Raw genomic sequence first — 16,492 nt, 5'->3', positions numbered from 1 at the left:
AACGGCGGGGCAGCCTCTGAAACTCTGCCCTGCCGCAGGAAAAAAGGAGACAGAATTATGGGAATTATTGCAGGAATACTGGGAGGATTATTTCTCGTCCAGACGGTTCTGTTTTTGAAATATCAGCGGCAGGTGAAGGACATCTGCCGCCAGCTTGCGTTTCTGATTAAAAATGACAGCAATATGCTGATTACTTCAGATATAGAAACCGGAGGAATCGGGAAACTCAGGGATTTGCTGAATGAGCTTCTGTCCCTGCGGCGCGGCGAGAAAAGCAGATATGAGGAAAAGGAAAAGATGATTTCAGAGATCTACACCAGCCTGTCCCATGATATCCGTACGCCTCTGACTTCGCTGGACGGATATTTCCAGCTGCTGGAGACCACTCAGGAACCCGGGGAACAGAGCCGTTATATCCGGATTATTCAGGAGCGGATATCAAGTCTTAAGGAAATGCTGGAAGAGCTGTTCCTTTTTGCAAAGTTAAAAAATGATTCCTATCAGATCGACATCTCTCTGTGCTGTTTCAGCAGCATTTTAAAGGAAACCGTGTTTTCTTACTATGATGAGTGGCAGAGGTCAGGAATTGAGCCGGAGATTCAGATCCCTGAGGAACGGCTTTATTTCATGGGAAATGAGCAGTCCCTGAGAAGGCTGATTCAGAATGTGATTAAAAACGGACTGGATCACGGGAAAGACAGGATCGGAATCCGGCTCTGCAGAAAAGAGGGAATGCTCTGCCTGAAAATCAACAATCAGACGGATCATCCGGAAAAAATTGATATTTCACGGGTTTTTGAACGGTTTTATAAGTCGGACGGCGCCAGAAGCAGAACTTCCAGCGGACTGGGGCTTTCCATTGCCAGAGAACTGGCTGTGCGGATGGGAGGCAAAATGGAGGCCGGCATCTGTGAGGACCAGTTCTGGATCGAGGCGGAATTCCCGGAAGTTCAGGGATAAGGCAGCAGTATATTTCCTCCGGCGCGATTTTCGGATTTCTGCCGCTGTGCGTGGCTTACAGTACAGCCAAGCGGTTCGGCGGCCGGCCCATCATGGGAATTGTAATCGGCTGTATTATGCTGACCAACAGTCTGGCGGATGCAAGCGCCGCGGTGGTATATTTTACTGATCTTGCCGCTCTGGGATTCGGCACAACGGTGGTTCCCGGAATTGCACTTGCAGATCCGGCTCACAATGGATATATAAACTATATTATTGCCCATATAATCGCTCTGGCAGCAGGATTCCTTTTCGCATTTCTGCTTGGAATCGGGTTTGACAGGAAAAAAGTGGCTGCAGCTCCGGAAGGAGAAAGGCAGACGGAACAGAAACCGGCAGCGCCGGAAAACGGGATCGGGCAGCAGGCAGATCCCGGCCCGGAGAAAACGGACGGGCGCGGAGAGATGCCGGAGGAGATCAGCGCTTTCACATCCGGAGAATTTATCGGCATAGAAAAAGTCAAAGATCCTACTTTTGCTCAGAAAGTGCTTGGCGATGGTGTGGCAATTGTGCCGTCGGAAGGCAGAATCTATGCCCCCTGTGACGCAGCGGTAGAGATGGTAATGGACACAAAACACGCTGTAGGACTTCGTACATCAGCAGGAAACGGGCTGCTGATACATGTAGGAATTGACACAGTAAACCTGGAAGGGAAATATTTTGACGTACATGTATCAGAGGGGCAGAGTCTGAAAAAAGGAGATCTGATTCTGGATTTTGACAGAGAAAAAATTGCTGCAGAAGGATATGATACTTCCGCATGTCTGATCTTTACGGAACATGCAGAAGGAACACATGTTGACAGGGAGCCGGAAAGAACAGTGAAGGCAGGAGAGAAGATCGCAGTTATTACAAAATAAGAGGACAGTTTATGGAAAACGGATTTCAGAAAGAAAGGGAACAATTAAAAAAGATGAAACGGACAGTTGAGAGCTGTCCGTTTCGGACCAGATATCATATTATGCCGCCGGTGGGATGGCTCAATGACCCGAACGGACTCTGCCAGTTCCGGGGTGTCTATCATGCTTATCTATCCGGAAGATATGACGCAGCACATCAGAGATCCGAAAGTATGGAAAGAAAACGGAAGATATTTTATGGTTCTTGGCGCACGCAGAAGAGACTGGGATTCCAGGGGAAACCGATGCGATAAGGGCGGCATGCTTCTCTATACATCCGGTGATAAAAGAAAATGGAGTCTGTATCAGGAATATGTTCCGGAAAAACCCTTCGGCTATATGTGGGAGTGCCCGGATATTTTCCGCCTGGGCGGCAGGAAGATTCTGTCTTTCTGTCCACAGGGACTTCCCTCTGAAGCAGAGAAAATTCACCGGAATCTGTCTGTGAAAAACGGCTGGCAGCACTGTCTGACCATTCCCACAGAGCTTACCTTTCACGACGGCAGAATCTTCCGTATGCCGGTGCGGGAACTGGAAGATCTTCCCTGGGCAAAAATGAAAAAAGAAAACGGAAGGTATCACTGGGCAGATCGGACAGTCCGTCTGCAGATCAAAGAAATAAATGGGAATAGACAGACAATCCGTCTGGGAAATGAAAAGAACGGTCTGACCATTCTTGCAGACGGGGACAGAGTCGAGCTGTCTTTTTCCGGGAATTCAGGAAACCCGTCCAGGTGTGGCGGCGGCCGGGGAAGAAGAACCGGCCGTGTAGAGGGCATGGTCCGGGAAATGCTTGTGATAATCGACAGTTCCATAGTGGAGGTCTTTGTAAACAGCGGAGAAACTGTATTTACGACCAGGATTTATCTGGAAAAAGAAGAAAGAGAACTGGATGTCAGCGGGTGCAGCGGATGCGAGATTGTTGCAATCTGATTTTTCCGGCGTTATAATTTTCATGTGAAAAGGAGGCAGCTGAACAATGAAAGTATTAATGATCAATGGAAGCCCTCATGCAAAGGGAAATACATATATTGCTCTGCATGAGATGGAAAAAATATTTGCGGAGGAAGGAATTGAAACAGAGATTCTTCATATCGGGAATAAAGATATCAGAGGCTGTATTGCCTGTCATTCCTGCGCGCAGAATGGAAAATGTGTTTTTGACGATCTTGTAAATGAGACAGCTCCAAAGTTTAAGGAATGCGACGGCCTTGTTGTGGCCAGTCCGGTATATTATGCATCGGCAAATGCAACTCTTGTCGCTTTTCTTGACCGTTTATTCTACAGCACTTCATTCGATAAAACAATGAAAGTAGGAGCAAGTGTGGTAGCGGCAAGAAGAGGAGGCCTTTCCTCTACATTTGACGAGCTGAACAAGTATTTTACAATCTGCGGTATGCCGGTGGCATCCGGGCAGTACTGGAACAGCATTCATGGAAGAGAGCCGGGAGAGGCGCAGCAGGATCCGGAAGGACTTCAGACTATGCGGACTTTGGCGCGGAATATGTCTTTTCTGATGAAGAGCATTGCTCTTGGAAAAGAAAAATATGGTCTGCCGGATAAGGAAAAGCCCTGTTTTACCAATTTTATCCGGTAAAGAGAATGCTTTGCATCGGAGAAAGGAGAAAATATGGAGTTAAGAGAAGAACTGATCCGATTAAGAGAAAGCACCGGGATGAATAAAAAACAGTTTTCCGTGTATTTTGGAATTCCCTACCGTACATTCCAGGACTGGGAGCTGGGCAACCGCAGAGTGCCGGAATATCTGTTCCGCCTTATGGAGTATAAAGTAAGAATGGAAAAACTTGCAGAGAAAAACCAGGACGACTCTGTATAGAGCCAGGTATATTGTTATATATCGAAGCAGCAGATGCAGGAACGGCTCATCCCTCTTTAAAAACAGAATATCTGACGCTTTTAGGAAAATATGTGGGAACTCTCAAAGGAGACGGATACTATTTTGTAAATCCGTTCTGCACCGCTGTAAATCCTGCGGCAGATACCCATCTGAATCAGAGCGGTGATGTAGATAACGGCGCGGCAAAATCCGCCTTGTCTCTGGCATTCAGTTCCGGAAGAGCAGAAGTAAATGTGCCGGGCAAGAAGAAATTATCCCTGAAGATTATGACATTGAACAACAACCGCCAGAAAATCAATGACTGCCTGGGGAATCCGGTGGAAATCGGCATTGCAGTGATGTGGAGAGTAGTGGATACTGCAAAGGCAGTGTTTAATGTAGATAATTATAAAGAATATCTTTCTCTTCAGTGCGATACTGCTCTGCGCAATATTGTCCGGATTTATCCTTATGATGTGGCTCCGAATGTGGATACTACTGGCGACGGGATTGCCGATGAGGGAAGCCTCAGAGGATCCAGCGAAGTTGTGGCGGCCCGGATCCGGGACGAGATCCAGAAGCGTGTGGAAGAAGCGGGACTTGAGATTGTGGAGGCACGAATCACATATCTTGCTGTAAATTCGGGCAGCCTTTACTGAAATGGCAGATAAAGGGAAAAAGCAGATTCCGCTCAGACTATCCGCGAAGCTCTATGAAGCCATTGCAGCCTGGGCTGAAGATGATTTTCGCTCAGTGAACGGACAGATTGAGTATCTGCTGACTGAATGTGTAAGACAGAGAAAAAAGAAGGGGAAATATATTTCAGAGAATATATTTGATACAGAGGAAAAAGAATGAAGATTCGGCAGGCTTCCGGCGGAAGCCTGCCGAATTCTGCGAACAGAGCAGGTCTGAGCGGCCCGCCGGGGAAAGCGGCATACGTTTTCCCTATATTTGTCCATATCTGAAAAGTATTAGACAGGATTGCGGGAAAAGAATATAATTAAAACAGTTGAAAGTATAAACCGGCTGTATGCCGGCACAGGTGTGGAATCTAAAACAGAAAGAAGGAAAGAAAAATGATTTACAGAAATTTTCAGGATTTGAAGCTTTCTGCGTTGGGAATGGGAGCTATGCGTCTGCCGGTAATCAATGGAGATGATGCGCGTGTAGACGAAGCCAGAACAGAGGAAATGATTGATTACGCAATGTCTCAGGGCATAAATTATTATGATACGGCATGGGGATATCATAATGGAAATTCAGAACTTACAGTTGGAAGGGCACTGCACAAATATCCGAGAGACAGTTTTTTCCTGGCAGATAAATTTCCGGGATATGACTTGTCCAATATGGATAAAGTGGAAGAAATATTTGAAGAGCAACTGAAAAAGTGTCAGGTAGAATATTTCGATTTTTACCTGTTCCACAATGTCTGTGAGATGAATATTGATGCTTATCTGAACCCGAAATACGGGATCTATGACTATCTTATTGAACAGAAAAAGGCGGGAAGAATCCGTCACCTGGGATTTTCTGCTCATGGAAGCTATGAGGTGGTAAAGCGCTTTCTGGATGCATACGGCAGGGATATGGAGTTCTGCCAGCTTCAGCTTAACTATCTGGACTGGAAATTCCAGGGCGGAAAAGAAAAAGTCAAACTTCTGAAAGAATGGAATATTCCGGTATGGGTAATGGAACCGCTTCGCGGCGGAAGACTGGCAGTCCTTGCAGAAAAAGACGAGGCAGCATTAAAAGAGCTGCGTCCGGATGAGAAAATTCCTGCCTGGGCTTTCCGTTTCCTGCAGTCTGTGCCCTCTGTGACAATGGTGCTTTCCGGCATGTCATCCATGGAACAGCTTCAGGAGAATATTCGTACATATTCAGAAGATAAACCATTGAATGAAAAGGAGATGGAGACACTGCTGGCCATAGCAGACGGTATGCTGGAGAAAAAGATTCTTCCATGTACTTCCTGCCACTACTGTGTGAGTCACTGTCCTCAGGAGCTGGATATTCCGGAACTACTGGCTCTTTACAATGAACATTGCTTTACAGAAGGGGGATTCATCGCTCCGATGGCGCTTTCTTCTTATCCGAAGGAGAAGCTTCCAAGCGCATGCATCGGCTGTGGAAGCTGCCAGGCTGTCTGTCCCCAGCAGATTGATATACCGGAGGCAATGAGCGATTTCGCACAGAAACTGAACCTGTAACAGATACAGTGCAGCTGTATAATAATAACTTCAGCCGGAACAGAAGAAAACCGCTTTTGTTCCGGCTGTTTTATTGATTTAATTATTATTAAATGTTATAGTATGAATAATACAAATAACATTTTAAAAGGGAATTCGTACAAGCAGGAGGAGGCCGGAAGATGAGCCAAAACGATGAACAGGATTTTGTCAATATCAAAATATGGAATTTATTTCGAAATCATTTTAAGAGTTCTGTAACAGAAGCTTCCTATTGGTCGGATATTACGGAGTTCTGCCGTTTTACCGGCAAACAGTTTGACACGGCCGGCAGAAAAGATGTGGAACGGTATTATCGGATGATGGGAAAGAAAGTCGAAGAAGGAAAGATCAGTCCTCTGACTTTGACGAAAAAATTCAGGGAACTTCATTCTTTTGCCAGTTTTCTGACGGAAGAGGGGTATGCATCCGGTGAAGATTATTTTTATCCATATCTGAAGCATTTGAAAAAGGAAGACAGACTGGCAAAATCTATTCCTGTAGAACATATGGATGCATTGCTTTCGGCGGCATCAGAGAATCTTATGTGTTATGCGATTTTGTCTCTTATGTACCGTGCGGGATTGTCATCTACGGAGATTTCCGGGCTGAACGGCCCGGATGACTTCATATTGCAGGGATCAGATGTTTATGTAATACTTTCCGGACGGGAAGAATCATGTTTCATACCGGAAGATGTATGGGAAATACTGAAAGAATATATGGATCAGCGAGAAGAGCATCCCAGCCTTTTTTATAACCGGAGCGGACGGAGACTGAATACTATGTATATCAGCCGGATGATGAAAAAATACTGTAGACTGGCAGGAATTCCGGCTTACAGTGCAGAAGCGGTCCGCAACAGCTGTGCATTTAATCTGTTCGCATATGGAGCGTCCTCTGGTCAGACTGCTGCACAGATGGGAACAACACAGCAGCAGATCCGGCGGTACAAAGGCGCAGGCTATAGAGATAATCTGCGAAAGCAGGCCAACGCCCTTGTAAAAGTCCGGATTGAAAAGCCATAATGAGCTGGCCGGATTCTATTTACAGCAATGACATCTCTTACAGAAAATACTGTTATGCCAGATACTTTCGTACCAGACAGGAAACGAATCCGGCGGCGCAAAGTCCCATCAGGGCATTGTGCATAGAACCGTACACAAGCAGTGCACCTTTCAGCCCGTACAGAATATCCGGAGAAGAAGGCACAAACCGATTGAACAGGAAGGCAAGATAGGAAGTGACAAATACAATAATAAAAGAAGTAAGTCCTCTTCCGGTATCTTCCTTCCAGATGCCTCCGGCATCCCTTACCCGGACTCTTGTCATAGCCCAGAAAAAGGAAATGATTTCAAAGAGCAGGAAAATTGCAACAACGGTAAGATAAGCCAGCAGAGTCTGCGAAAATGATTTCTGCCGGATGGACTCCGATATGTCGCCGTAGGGTACGCTTGCTCTCCAGAAAGTATAGGTTACATAAATACTGACTGCCAGGATCAGGATCAGAGTCAGCTGACGGATTATGATGCCGGAGATCCGGGAAAGTGTCCGCCCGCCTTTCTGGATCGGAGCGGCCAGATGCACCCCGCTTCGCCTTTTTCTGAATTTTTTTCTGCCGGAGCCGGAATTATAATCGTCATCACTATATTCGGGACCGTAACCTGCATTATAATTTCTTCCCCCGCTGTCATAGATGCTTTCATAATCTTCCACAGGAAATTCTCCGTCTGAAGGTTGTTGTCCGGAATAGCCGGCCCGGCCGGGATTTTTGGGAAAATCAGAGGAAATATCCGGGTCTCCATCGTATGTTACTTCGAAATTTTCATCAAATATGTCAGAGAAATCCTTTTTTGAATCCATGGAAATCCCTCGCTTTCTTTCATCATTTTTAAAAAATCTTTTTTATGGTATACTGTTTTTGTGAAATTCTCAACCCCTGTCACGAAAAATTAAGAAGATTATTATAGATTTCTCACAGACTGCAGCTGTATTGTGCGGAAACAGACAGAGAGGGCAGCGTGAATTCAGACACAGTCAGTATTGCCTTACAAAAGTGTAAGAAGGACAGGGGGATTTGTAAGCGCATGAAATGGTAAGTTTTTCTCCGGTTCTGTTAAAATAAAACAGCAGATAAAAGATTGGCACAGACAGAATCAGGAGGCTGAAAGCTATGAATACAATTTTGACGGAGAAGGAAGAGGATTTTGCAGAAAAACGGAACAGAAGAAAAACCAGAACAGGAAGGGCGCTGGGCTGGATACTGCTTGCGGCAGCCGTGTTATTCATTATTCCCGTGGGCTGTATCATGTTTGTGATTTCCGGGGTCTGGTCCGCCGCTGACAGAGTTATGAACAGAATAGGGAAATGAATACCCGGGAAATAAGCAGCAGTTTGATGTAAATCTTTTTAACATTGTTTTAAAAATCTTTTTATTTTCTTAAGAATTCCTTTTCTATTATCTTAAGATCATGTGTTTAAAATAGACACAAATAGAATTTAAGATGCAAAAAGGAATAGAAGAGGGCAGTACATATGAAATATCTGACTTTTACTGTGCCGTGTTATAATTCTGAGAGTTATATGAGGCGATGCGTGGATTCTCTGCTGTGTTTTGGAAAAGATGCAGAGATTATCCTGATCGATGACGGTTCCACAGACGGAACGGGAGAAATTGCAGATGAATACCAGAACAGGTTTCCTGATATTGTAAAAACTGTTCATAAAGAAAATGGAGGCCATGGTTCCGGAGTCAACAAGGGTCTGGAAATGGCAGAAGGCCTGTATTTTAAAGTTGTGGATTCTGATGACTGGCTGGATCCGGAAGCATGTCAGAAACTTTTGTTTCGAATCCGGGAGCTTTGCGGCGGAGGAAGATATGAGTTCGCAGAGAACATACCGGATCTGTTCATATGTAACTATGTATATGATCATCTGGACGAAGGCTCCAGCAGAGTTATGGATTACAGAAATGTTTTTCCGGATGAAAAGATGTGTACCTGGAATTCGATCGGAAGATTTAAGCCGTCGCAGTATCTGATCATGCATTCTCTGATATTTCGGACCGAGGTACTGCGGAAATCCAATGTTAAGCTCCCGGAGCACACATTTTATGTAGATAATCTCTTTTCATACCAGCCGCTGCCGTATGCGGATAATCTTTATTACATGGATATTGATCTGTATCACTATTATCTCGGAAGAGAGGATCAGTCGGTGAATGAAAAGGTGCTGATGAAGCGGATTGATCAGCAGATCCGTGTGACAGAAATGGTGGCCCGCTGTGTGGATCTGAAAAAAGTCAGAAAAGTATATCCGAAACTGGCATCATATATGACGAGAAATATTTCGATCATGCTGTCGATTTCATCGATTCATCTGTTGCTGATTCAGACAGATGAAGCCAGAAGCAAAAGAAAAGAAATGTGGAAAAATATCCGGCAGCACGATAAGAGACTTTATTACCGGCTCCGGTATTCCACGCTCAGCGGACTGACATATCTGCCCGGCAGGCTGGGCGGCAGACTGACCATCGGTGGTTATCGGTTTGCAAGAAAAATCTATCAGTTTCAGTAAAGACAGGAGAATACAGGAGGAAAAAATGGCTGAGATTTACATTGCATTTGTGGATACGCCGGGTTTTTTTGCCGGAATTATACGCCGGGTGATCCATCAGAAATATATTCATGTAGCGCTGTCTCTGGATCCATATCTCAGGGAAACTTACAGCATCGGAAGAAGACATCCTTCCATACCGCTTATTGCAGGATTTGAGAAGGAGGATAAGAAGAAAATACTTAAAGCTTTCCCCGGGGCGGATTATATGGTATGCAGCATGACATGTACGGCCCGGCAGAAAGAGTATATTGAGCAGGAACTGAGAAAGGCCATGAAGACAAGGTTCCGTTACCATTATGCTGTGATCGGACTGCCTTTTATTCTTCTTGGCAGACCCTTTTATCAGAAGAATCATTTTACCTGTTCTTCTTATATTGCCAGACTTCTGGAAGAGGCGGGGGTGTGCAGATGGAACCGGCATTTTTCCCTTATTACGCCGAAAGATTTTTATGAGTATAAGGAAAAGCAGATCATATTTGAAGGCTCGCTTAAGGAACTGGTAGAGTGGGATCAGAGGCTGGAGGCTGAAAGAGTTCCGGCACTGCAGTTTATACGTCCGGCATTTGCCGGTATCCTGCCAAGAGGTGGATCCTATGAGCGGTAAGAAAAAAGTGATTCAGATTGCAATATTCCTGGCAGTAATGCTGCTGACTTTTTATGCGCTGTTCAGCGGAAGGGATCTGGAAGAGATAGCCCGCGCAGTCGGAAGAATGTCTCCTTTGTATCTGATTCCTGCCGTGCTGCTGGCAGTATTTTTTGTGTGTGCGGAAGGCCTTATGATCTGGTATCTGCTGAATGCTATGGGGGAAAAGAAAAACCAGGTATGGAGATGTATTCAGTATTCCTTTATCGGTTTTTTCTATTCGGGAATTACGCCTTCTGCTACAGGAGGACAGCCGGTGCAGCTGTATTATATGAATAAAGACGGGAACAGAGTCTCTGACAGTACAGTTGTACTTATGACAGTCGCAGTTGTATATAAATTTGTTCTTGTAATTATGGGGGCGGGAATTCTTATATTCTGGTACAGACCTCTGACAGAGGAGCTGAACCATTATTTTCCTCTGTTTATTCTGGGCCTGATGCTGAATGTAATTTTGGTTATTCTTATTCTTGGGGTAATGATTTTTCCTGAAATCATACGAAGAATTGCTCTGTTTTTTGAAAAGATTCTGATCCGTATGCATATATGGAAACCATCGGAGAAGAGACTGGAAAAAATCGATGGATTTATTGGAAATTATCAGCAGGCCGTAGGATGGCTGGGCAGGCACAAAGGAAAGCTGGGCGGGGTAGTCGTTCTTACATTTTTACAACGCTGCAGTGTATTTGTGCTGACTTATATGGTATATCTGGGGTTCGGGCAGACCGGTTCCAGTGCCCTGAAGGTAATTCTCCTTCAGGCTTCCGTATATATTGCTGTAGATATGCTGCCGCTTCCCGGCGCCCAGGGCATAACAGAACTGATGTACCAGACCGTGTTTGCCCATGTTTTTGCCGGCGCTTACCTGATCCCGTCCATGCTGGTAAGCAGGGGAATTAATTTCTATTTTCTTCTTGTTCTCAGCCTGGCTGTAGTGCTTGTAAACCGGTTTGTTTTTGACAGGAGAAGGGCCCGGCCTGTTGACAATCTGCAGAAACAACCGTATAATACCGCAAGATAAACTTTTGCTGTGGATTTTTCCGGACTTTTGTCATCTTTTCGCCACACAGTCGTTTTGACGGCTGTGCGGCGCTTTTTGTTTTACAAGGAAGAAAAGGAAGATCTGCGGCTGCAGGAGGTCATTCGGGTGAAAAATGAAGCAATGAGTGAAAACTTTATGAAGGAGAAACCGGTATTGCCGCTGATTTTGTCCATGGCGCTGCCTATGGTCATTTCCATGCTGGTAAATTCTCTGTACAATATTGTGGACAGTTTTTTTGTGGCAAAGATCAGTGAGGACGCTATGACGGCACTTTCCATGGTTTATCCGGTACAGAATTTTATCAATGCGGTCGGTATCGGCTTCGGTGTGGGCATGAATGCGGTCATTGCCCTGCATCTGGGCGCGGGAAATGAAGAAAAAGCCAACATTGCGGCTACACAGGGACTGGCTCTGGGCGTTGTCCATACAATTATTCTGACTGCAGGCTCTATTTTGATTATGCCTGAATTTCTTGGATTTTTTACGGACTCTGAAAAGATTATTAATCTGGGAATGCGCTACAGTGTAATTGTATTTGTTTTTACATTTTTCATTGTTACAGGTGTAGCATTTGAAAAAATCTTTCAGGCTGTCGGGCGAATGAAAGTTACAATGATCAGTCTGATGTGCGGCTGCATTCTGAATATAGTTCTGGATCCTGTGCTGATTTTCGGCCTGGGGCCCTTCCCGGAAATGGGAATCGAAGGCGCGGCTCTGGCGACAGGCCTGGGTCAGGCCAGTTCTCTCCTTTTTTATCTGGTGACATATTTTGTCAGTCCGATCAGGGTACGTATCGGACGAAAATATCTTGTGCCGGACAAAAAGATAATTTTCCGTCTGTATTCTGTGGGGATTCCGGCTACTTTGAATCTTGCCCTTCCTTCCATACTGATCTCGGCTCTGAATGGAATTCTGTCTTCTTTTTCCCAGGTATATATTCTGGTTCTGGGCATTTACTATAAACTGCAGACTTTTCTGTATCTGCCGGCAAACGGGTTTATTCAGGGCATGCGGCCTCTTGTGGGCTTTAACTATGGCGCGGGCGAATACAGACGGGTGAAACAGATCTATAATATCGTTCTGCTCATGAGCGGCGCGATTATGGCTGTGGGTACGGTTATCTGTCTGGCTGTTCCGGGACCGCTGATGGGGCTTTTTACGGAAAATCCGGAAACCATTCGGGCAGGAGAAACAGCGCTTCGGATTATCAGCGCCGGCTTTATCGTTTCTGCAGTTTCCGTAACTTCGTCCGGAGCTCTGGAAGGAATGGGAAAAGGGACCCCTTCCCTGATTATCTCTCTGTCCCGTTATATTGTCGTTATTATTCCGGCGGCATTTGTTCTGAGCCGGATTTTCGGGGCTCCCGGAGTGTGGAATGCTTTCTGGGTGGCAGAACTGATTACTGCGGCTGTTGCTTTTGCAGTATACCGGAAAGCATCCGGGAGCGGCACAGACTGACCGGATCGTGTTTTTTCTTGACATCTCCTTACAAACCGCTCAAAATAATGAAAGATGCGAGTGGAAGTAAGGAGATTTTTTTATGAACATTATCAATATAGAACATATCGGCAAAGTGTACGGGGAGAAGATTATTTTTGCAGATGCATCCTTTGGCGTTCAGCAGGGAGACAAGATCGGAATTGTAGGGATTAACGGGACCGGAAAGTCTACGCTGCTGAAAATGATTGCAGGAGAAGAAGCTCCGGATGAGGGGCAGATTATCCGGCAGAACGGACTGAAGATCGCCTGGGTTCCCCAGAATCCGATTTTCCCGTCAGGGGCGGATGTACGGTCCTGCGCGTTCGGAATCGGAGAAGGCGAAGAATGGCAGATAGAAAGCAATCTTCAGGAGCTGGGAATTACGCAGCTGAATCAGAAAATGGAAGAGCTTTCCGGGGGACAGAAAAGAAGAGTCGTGCTTGCGGGAACTCTGGCAGGAGATTTTGATGTGCTGCTTCTGGATGAGCCGACCAACCACCTGGATGCAGAGATGATCAGCTGGCTGGAAGAGTATCTCCGCTCTTACCGGGGAACCGTTCTGATGGTTACCCATGACCGGTATTTTCTTGACCGGGTTACGACACGGATCATGGAAATCAGCCATGGGAAAATATACGGTTATGATGCAGCTTATTCCGGGTTCCTGGAACTGAAAGCGGCCAGAGAAGAAATGGAACAGGCTTCGGAGCGGAAGCGCCAGAGTGTTCTGCGGATGGAGCTGGAATGGGCAAAGAGGGGCTGCCGTGCAAGGACGACAAAACAGAAAGCCAGGCTGGAACGCCTGGAAGCGCTGAAAAGCGGGAAAGCGCCGGTTCAGGATCAGACGGTGGAGCTTGGTTCTGTAGAGACCCGTATGGGAAAGAAAACAATAGAGCTGCATCATGTAAGCAAAAGTTACGGAGATAAAAAGATTCTGGAAGATTTCAGCTATATTGTGCTGCGCAATCAGCGTCTGGGAATTATCGGGCCTAACGGGTGTGGAAAATCCACGCTTCTTAAAATGATTGCAGGCCTGGTACAGCCGGATTCCGGAGAGATCGAAATCGGAGAAACCGTAAAAATCGGATATTTTGCGCAGGAAGAGCAGCATATGGATGACAGTCAGCGGGTAATCGATTATGTAAAGGATATTGCGGAATACATTACAACAACAGACGGAAAGATCAGCGCCTCAGCGCTTCTGGAACGATTCCTCTTCACCCCGGATATGCAGTATGCGCCTATAGGGAAATTATCCGGCGGGGAAAAAAGACGCCTGTATCTCCTGGGAGTTCTGGCGGAAAATGCCAATGTGCTTCTGTTCGACGAAGCGGGCAATAATCTGGATATCCCTACCCTTACGATTCTGGAAGATTATCTGAATTCTTTTTCAGGCATTGTGATCGCCGTGTCTCATGACCGGTATTTCCTGGATAATGTGGCGGACCGTATTTTTGAGCTGGACGGAGCCGGGCATGCCATCCAGTATGAGGGCGGTTATACAGATTATATGCGGGCCGTTACAGAAAGAAAATCAGGGCGGACAGAACCTGCAGGGAAAGAGGAGAAAAGTTCCGGTAAAAAAGTTTCATCTGAAGATGTCTCCGAAGAGAAGGAAGTTTCCAGAAAAGCATGGAAACAAAATCAACCCGCCAGACTTAAATTTTCTTATAAGGAGCAGCGGGAATTTGAAACAATTGACGATGATATTGCGGCCCTGGAGGACAGATTGGAGGAGCTTGACCGACAGCTGGAAGCAAATGCCACAAATTCGGTTAAACTCAGAGAATTGATGGAAGAACAGACGAAAATACAGGAGGCTCTGGATGCAAAGATGGAGCGCTGGGTGTATCTGAATGATCTGGCGGAACGGATTGGGGCACAGTATCAGTAGGGATTTTTTTGCAGAACAGCAGTTTTTTAGGCCAGCGGCTTGACAAAGGTGAGTTCAGTTGATAATATTATAGAAAACAGAATGCACTCTGTTTTATGGTCGGCGCTTCCGGCCTGATTTGTCCGGGAGACTTACGGACAGCAGAGGCAGGACAGAGAAAGAGAGGAATCAGATGAGAAAGCAGGTATTTTCATTGCTTGTAGATAACAATCCCGGAGTACTCAGCCGTATTTCAGGCCTGTTCAGCCGCCGGGGCTACAGTATTGACAGCATTACAGCCGGGATGACAGCGGATCCCAGATATACCAGAATTACAGTGGTATCTTCCGGCGATGAGCTGATCCTTTCCCAGATTGAGAAACAGGTCAGAAAACTGGAAGACGTTGTGGCGATCAAGGTTCTTAAGCCGGAAGAGTCTGTCTGTCGTGAGCTGATTATGGTAAAGCTTCGTGCAAACGCGGCACAGCGGGGTGAAATTATTTCCGTGGCAGATATATTCCGGGCGAAGATTGTTGATGTGGAAGAGGATTCTCTGATGATCGAACTGACCGGAACTCAGAGCAAACTGGAAGCTTTTCTGAATTTATTGAAAAACTATGAGATTCTTGAACTTGCAAGGACGGGAATCACCGGACTTTCGAGAGGCAGCAAAGACGTAGAGTTTCTGTAGGAATATGTTAGTAAGAGGCGCCGGGCAGACGGATTTCCGGAAAAGCCTTTCACTAAAAAACGGATGCTGGTCTGTTCAGGCCGTCTGTTTTTCATACATAATATATTTATTTTTTAGGAGGAATGTAAAATGGCAGCAAAAATCTATTATCAGGAAGATTGTAATCTTTCCCTTCTGGAAGGAAAGACAATCGCAATTATCGGCTATGGAAGCCAGGGACACGCACATGCGCTGAACTTAAAAGAGTCCGGATGCAATGTTATTATCGGGCTTTATGAAGGAAGCAGGTCTTGGGCAAAAGCAGAGGCACAGGGATTTGAAGTGTATACATCTGCCGAGGCAGCAAAGAAAGCCGATATCATTATGATTCTGATCAATGATGAGAAACAGGCTGCATTATATAAAAATGATATCGAGCCGAATCTGGAAGAAGGAAATATGCTGATGTTCGCTCATGGCTTTAACATCCATTTCGGACAGATTGTACCGCCGGCAAACGTTGACGTTACAATGATCGCTCCGAAGGCTCCGGGTCACACGGTAAGAAGCGAGTATCAGGCAGGAAAAGGTACTCCTTGTCTGGTTGCCGTTGAGCAGGATTATACAGGAAAAGCTCTGGATAAAGCTCTGGCATACGGACTTGCCATCGGCGGGGCAAGAGCAGGTATCCTGGAGACAACATTCCGTACAGAGACAGAGACAGACCTCTTCGGTGAGCAGGCAGTTCTCTGCGGCGGTGTCTGCGCTCTGATGCAGGCAGGTTTTGAGACACTGGTTGAGGCAGGATATGATCCGAGAAACGCTTACTTCGAGTGTATCCATGAGATGAAACTGATCGTAGATCTGATCTATCAGTCCGGATTCGCGGGAATGAGATACTCTATCTCCAACACAGCAGAATACGGCGATTACATTACAGGACCGAAGATTATTACAGAAGAAACAAAGAAGACAATGAAGAAGATCCTTTCCGACATCCAGGATGGTACTTTCGCAAAAGACTTCCTGCTTGATATGTCAGAGGCAGGCGGCCAGGCGCACTTCCGTGCAATGAGAAAACTGGCAGCTGAGCACCCGTCAGAGAAAGTCGGAGAAGAAATCAGAAAGCTGTACAGCTGGAGTGACGAGGATAAACTGATCAATAATTAATCAGATCAGTCAGAAATACCGGACAATCGGA

At 45.9% G+C, this 16,492-nt stretch carries 18 protein-coding genes and 1 pseudogene; 18 read left to right on the top strand and 1 reads right to left on the bottom strand.

The genetic code is table 11. The features are described from left to right. Nucleotides 1-57 precede the first annotated feature (57 nt). The 10 genes and pseudogenes from AC0QUU_RS10360 to AC0QUU_RS10315 all read left to right on the top strand — a co-directional run bounded on the left by AC0QUU_RS10360 (nucleotide 58) and on the right by AC0QUU_RS10315 (nucleotide 6,994). Nucleotides 58-960 carry a sensor histidine kinase gene (locus AC0QUU_RS10360; RefSeq protein WP_474542616.1) on the top strand — a complete coding sequence of 301 codons (903 nt, stop codon included), beginning with the start codon at nucleotides 58-60 and terminating at the stop codon, nucleotides 958-960. A gap of 50 nt (nucleotides 961-1,010) precedes the next feature. Beyond that, entirely contained in the window at nucleotides 1,011-1,859 is an 849-nt protein-coding gene (locus AC0QUU_RS10355; protein ID WP_474542615.1) for a PTS sugar transporter subunit IIA, read from the top strand. Nucleotides 1,860-1,870: 11 nt separating this feature from the next. Further along, a complete protein-coding gene (locus tag AC0QUU_RS10350; protein ID WP_474542613.1) occupies nucleotides 1,871-2,152 on the top strand; it encodes a hypothetical protein in 282 nt (93 codons plus the stop codon). Next, complete coding sequence (locus AC0QUU_RS10345) at nucleotides 2,043-2,831, top strand: GH32 C-terminal domain-containing protein (protein ID WP_474542612.1); 789 nt, start codon at nucleotides 2,043-2,045, stop codon at nucleotides 2,829-2,831. The genes AC0QUU_RS10350 and AC0QUU_RS10345 overlap by 110 nt, the downstream gene beginning before the upstream one ends. A gap of 46 nt (nucleotides 2,832-2,877) precedes the next feature. Further along, nucleotides 2,878-3,495, top strand: coding sequence for a flavodoxin family protein (locus AC0QUU_RS10340; RefSeq protein ID WP_474542611.1), 618 nt, complete (start codon nucleotides 2,878-2,880; stop codon nucleotides 3,493-3,495). Nucleotides 3,496-3,528: 33 nt separating this feature from the next. Beyond that, nucleotides 3,529-3,735, top strand: coding sequence for a helix-turn-helix domain-containing protein (locus tag AC0QUU_RS10335; RefSeq protein WP_474542610.1), 207 nt, complete (start codon nucleotides 3,529-3,531; stop codon nucleotides 3,733-3,735). 71 nt (nucleotides 3,736-3,806) lie between these two features. Beyond that, nucleotides 3,807-4,370: pseudogene (locus AC0QUU_RS10330) on the top strand (SPFH domain-containing protein); the annotation flags it as partial. A gap of 25 nt (nucleotides 4,371-4,395) precedes the next feature. Further along, a complete protein-coding gene (locus tag AC0QUU_RS10325; RefSeq protein ID WP_474542608.1) occupies nucleotides 4,396-4,593 on the top strand; it encodes a type II toxin-antitoxin system antitoxin in 198 nt (65 codons plus the stop codon). A gap of 221 nt (nucleotides 4,594-4,814) precedes the next feature. Beyond that, nucleotides 4,815-5,948 carry an aldo/keto reductase gene (locus tag AC0QUU_RS10320; RefSeq protein ID WP_474542606.1) on the top strand — a complete coding sequence of 378 codons (1,134 nt, stop codon included), beginning with the start codon at nucleotides 4,815-4,817 and terminating at the stop codon, nucleotides 5,946-5,948. Nucleotides 5,949-6,109: 161 nt separating this feature from the next. After that, nucleotides 6,110-6,994 carry a tyrosine-type recombinase/integrase gene (locus tag AC0QUU_RS10315; protein WP_474542605.1) on the top strand — a complete coding sequence of 295 codons (885 nt, stop codon included), beginning with the start codon at nucleotides 6,110-6,112 and terminating at the stop codon, nucleotides 6,992-6,994. A 52-nt stretch (nucleotides 6,995-7,046) separates the two neighbouring features. Here the strand turns inward: AC0QUU_RS10315 and AC0QUU_RS10310 are convergent, their stop codons facing one another. Further along, a complete protein-coding gene (locus AC0QUU_RS10310; protein WP_474542604.1) occupies nucleotides 7,047-7,829 on the bottom strand; it encodes a hypothetical protein in 783 nt (260 codons plus the stop codon). 310 nt (nucleotides 7,830-8,139) lie between these two features. On the opposite strand from AC0QUU_RS10310, the gene AC0QUU_RS10305 reads away from it, so the two are divergent. From AC0QUU_RS10305 to ilvC, 8 genes are all read left to right on the top strand, one after another. Further along, complete coding sequence (locus tag AC0QUU_RS10305) at nucleotides 8,140-8,337, top strand: hypothetical protein (protein WP_474542603.1); 198 nt, start codon at nucleotides 8,140-8,142, stop codon at nucleotides 8,335-8,337. Nucleotides 8,338-8,501: 164 nt separating this feature from the next. Continuing rightward, nucleotides 8,502-9,542, top strand: a complete 1,041-nt coding sequence (locus tag AC0QUU_RS10300) for a glycosyltransferase family 2 protein (RefSeq protein WP_474542602.1) — start codon at nucleotides 8,502-8,504, stop codon at nucleotides 9,540-9,542. 25 nt (nucleotides 9,543-9,567) lie between these two features. Continuing rightward, nucleotides 9,568-10,188, top strand: a complete 621-nt coding sequence (locus AC0QUU_RS10295; protein WP_474542601.1) for a hypothetical protein — start codon at nucleotides 9,568-9,570, stop codon at nucleotides 10,186-10,188. Beyond that, nucleotides 10,178-11,248: a lysylphosphatidylglycerol synthase transmembrane domain-containing protein gene (locus AC0QUU_RS10290; RefSeq protein WP_474542600.1), complete on the top strand. Its 1,071-nt coding sequence runs from the start codon at nucleotides 10,178-10,180 to the stop codon at nucleotides 11,246-11,248. Before AC0QUU_RS10295 ends, AC0QUU_RS10290 begins: the two co-directional genes overlap by 11 nt. A 141-nt stretch (nucleotides 11,249-11,389) precedes the next feature. After that, nucleotides 11,390-12,727, top strand: coding sequence for an MATE family efflux transporter (locus AC0QUU_RS10285; protein ID WP_474545565.1), 1,338 nt, complete (start codon nucleotides 11,390-11,392; stop codon nucleotides 12,725-12,727). Between the two features lie 82 nt (nucleotides 12,728-12,809). Continuing rightward, the gene (locus AC0QUU_RS10280; RefSeq protein WP_474542599.1) at nucleotides 12,810-14,642 is read left to right on the top strand and encodes an ABC-F family ATP-binding cassette domain-containing protein; all 1,833 of its coding nucleotides are present in this window, start codon (nucleotides 12,810-12,812) and stop codon (nucleotides 14,640-14,642) included. A gap of 172 nt (nucleotides 14,643-14,814) precedes the next feature. Beyond that, nucleotides 14,815-15,312 carry an acetolactate synthase small subunit gene (ilvN, locus tag AC0QUU_RS10275; protein WP_474542598.1) on the top strand — a complete coding sequence of 166 codons (498 nt, stop codon included), beginning with the start codon at nucleotides 14,815-14,817 and terminating at the stop codon, nucleotides 15,310-15,312. Between the two features lie 129 nt (nucleotides 15,313-15,441). Then, the gene (gene ilvC, locus AC0QUU_RS10270; RefSeq protein WP_474542596.1) at nucleotides 15,442-16,461 is read left to right on the top strand and encodes a ketol-acid reductoisomerase; all 1,020 of its coding nucleotides are present in this window, start codon (nucleotides 15,442-15,444) and stop codon (nucleotides 16,459-16,461) included. Nucleotides 16,462-16,492: the final 31 nt, after the last annotated feature.

Source organism: Mediterraneibacter sp. HA8405 (genome assembly GCF_056148955.1).
This window is presented reverse-complemented; position numbering and strand designations above follow the sequence as displayed.